The organism is Pseudomonas tehranensis (assembly GCF_014268615.1).
In the GTDB taxonomy this organism is placed as follows: domain Bacteria; phylum Pseudomonadota; class Gammaproteobacteria; order Pseudomonadales; family Pseudomonadaceae; genus Aquipseudomonas; species Aquipseudomonas tehranensis.
The window spans coordinates 1-2442 of the sequence record NZ_JABWQV010000414.1 but is presented as its reverse complement, the minus strand read 5'-3'; the positions used below and the strand labels follow the sequence as shown (position 1 = coordinate 2442).

General features: G+C 59.6%; 2 protein-coding genes. One reads left to right on the top strand and one right to left on the bottom strand.

Translation table 11 applies throughout. The features are described 5' to 3' along the window. Positions 1-115: 115 nt before the first annotated feature. Complete coding sequence (locus HU811_RS26605; protein ID WP_186659052.1) at positions 116-1252, bottom strand: acyl-CoA dehydrogenase family protein; 1137 nt, start codon at positions 1250-1252, stop codon at positions 116-118. Between the two features lie 245 nt (positions 1253-1497). Between HU811_RS26605 and HU811_RS26600 the strand changes: the two genes are divergently transcribed. Next, positions 1498-2394, top strand: a complete 897-nt coding sequence (locus HU811_RS26600; RefSeq protein WP_177193300.1) for a GlxA family transcriptional regulator — start codon at positions 1498-1500, stop codon at positions 2392-2394. Positions 2395-2442: the final 48 nt, after the last annotated feature.

Genomic DNA, 2442 nt, shown 5'->3' with positions numbered 1-2442 from the left:
TCGCGAGCAAGCCCGCTCCCACAGGAGTCCTGCGTCGATCACAAAAGAGTGTTCAGACACAAATCCCCTGGGGGAGCGGGCTTGCTCGCGAAGGCGATCTTGAATTCACCCTAAATCAAAGCGACCGCGCAATGATCTCCTTCATGATCTCATTGGTCCCGGCATAGATGCGCTGCACCCGCGCGTCGGCCCACGCCCGGGCGACCGGGTATTCCCACATAAAGCCGTAACCACCATGCAACTGCACGCATTCGTCGAGCACCTTGCACTGCAGCTCGGTGCCCCAGTACTTGGCCATCGCCGCCGTCGGCACGTCGAGCTTGCCTTGCAGATGCAGTTCCAGGCAGCGGTCGACGAAAACCCGACCGATCTGGATCTCGGTCGCCATTTCCGCCAGTTTGAACCGGGTGTTCTGGAAGTCCGCGATGGTTTTACCGAAAGCTTTGCGTTCGCGGGTGTAGTCCAGCGTCCATTGCAACGCCGCTTCGGCTGACGCCAGGCCACCAATAGCAACCGTCAGGCGTTCCTGGGGCAGTTCCTGCATCAGGTAGGCAAAACCCATCCCCGCCTGCCCCAGCAGGTTTTCCTTGGGCACGCGAACATCCTGGAAGAACAGTTCCGAAGTGTCCTGAGCCTTCATCCCGACCTTCTCCAGGCGCTTGCCTTTTTCGAAGCCAGGCGTGCCCGCCTCCACCAGGAACAGACTGGTGCCCTTGGCGCCGGCCTTCGGATCGGTCTTGGCCACCACGATCACCAGGTCGGCCAGAAAGCCGTTGGTGATGAACGTCTTCGAGCCGTTGATGACATATTCGTCGCCGTCCAGCACCGCCGTGGTCTTCACGCCCTGCAGGTCGGAACCGGCGCCCGGCTCGGTCATGGCGATGGCCGTGACCATCTCACCGGACACCAGTTTGGGCAGGTACTTGTGTTTCAGCGCTTCGCTGCCGTAGTGCAGGATGTAGGGGGCAACGATGTCGGAGTGCAGCGAGAAGCCGATGCCCGTCAGCCCCAGTCTGCCGATTTCTTCAATCACCACGGTACTGTAGAGAAAATCGGCATCCAGCCCGCCATAAGCCTCTGGCAGATGCGAGCACAACATCCCTGCCTCCCCCGCCTTGTTCCACAACTGACGATCCACATGCCCCTGTTTTTCCCACTGGCTGTGGTACGGCACCGCTTCTTTTTCGAGGAAGGTTCGTACGCTGTCGCGAAACAGTTCGTGCTCGGGACTGAACAGGGTTCTTGGGATCATGACGCACCTTTGCATTATTGTTCGATGGGGTTATCCAACAGAGCCTAAGCCTGCGAGGGATGACAGGACACTGGACACATCCGACAAAAAATAAGACGATCCAGCCGTCTGGTGACCACTTTCCCCTATAAAAATAAAGATCAACTATGTCCAAGCACATCTCCACGCCCTTGCGGCGCGTCAGCATCCTGGCTATCGACCGGGTTTTCGCTTCCACCCTCATGCAAGCCAAGGATTTTTTCCACCTGGCCAGCCTGCGCTACGGCAAACAACTGGGCCACGGCCTGACACCGGCGTTCGAAACCCGGCTGGTCAGCCCCGACGGCAAACCGGTGAACAGTTTCAGCGACGTGATCATGCCGGTGGACGGCGGCCTGGAAAATACCGATGTGATCATCCTCCCGGCCTTTTGGGATGATTTCGCCACCCTCTGCCAACGCTACCCACAGGTCCTGCCCTGGCTGCGGGAACAGCATGCCCGTGGCGCAGTGCTCTGCGGCGAGGCGACCGGGGTGTTCTGGCTGGCCGAGGCCGGGCTGCTCGATGGCAAGGAGGCCACCACGTACTGGCGGTTCTTCAACGCCTTCAAGGAACGCTTCCCCCAGGTGCACCTGAACCAGGACAAGCACCTGACCGACGCCGACAACCTGTTCTGCGCCGGCGGCACGACCTCGGCCTGCGACCTCTATATCTACCTCATCGAACGGTTCTGCGGGGCCAACGTGGCCCAGGCCGTGGCACGAGACATTCTGTATGAAGTGCAGCGCAACTACTCACCGGGAAGAATCGGCTTCGGGGGCCAGAAACTGCATCAGGATGTGATCATCCTGCAGATCCAGCACTGGCTCGAAGAGCACTTCGCCGACAAGTTCCGCTTTGAGGACGTCGCCCGGGAGCACGGTATGAGCATCCGCAACTTCATGCGCCGATTCCAGACCGCCACGGGGGACAAACCGCTGCATTACCTGCAACGGCTGCGGATAGAAACCGCCAAGGGCTTGTTGTCCGGCAGCCGCAAAAGCATCAAGACCATCAGCTATGAAGTCGGCTACGACGATGCGAGCTTCTTCGCCCGGCTGTTCCGCCAACATACCGAGCTGTCGCCGAACCAGTATCGACAGCAATTTCAGCAGGCGGCGTGAATCAAGGGTTGAATACAGCCCAATGTGGGAGCGAGCCTGCTCGCGATA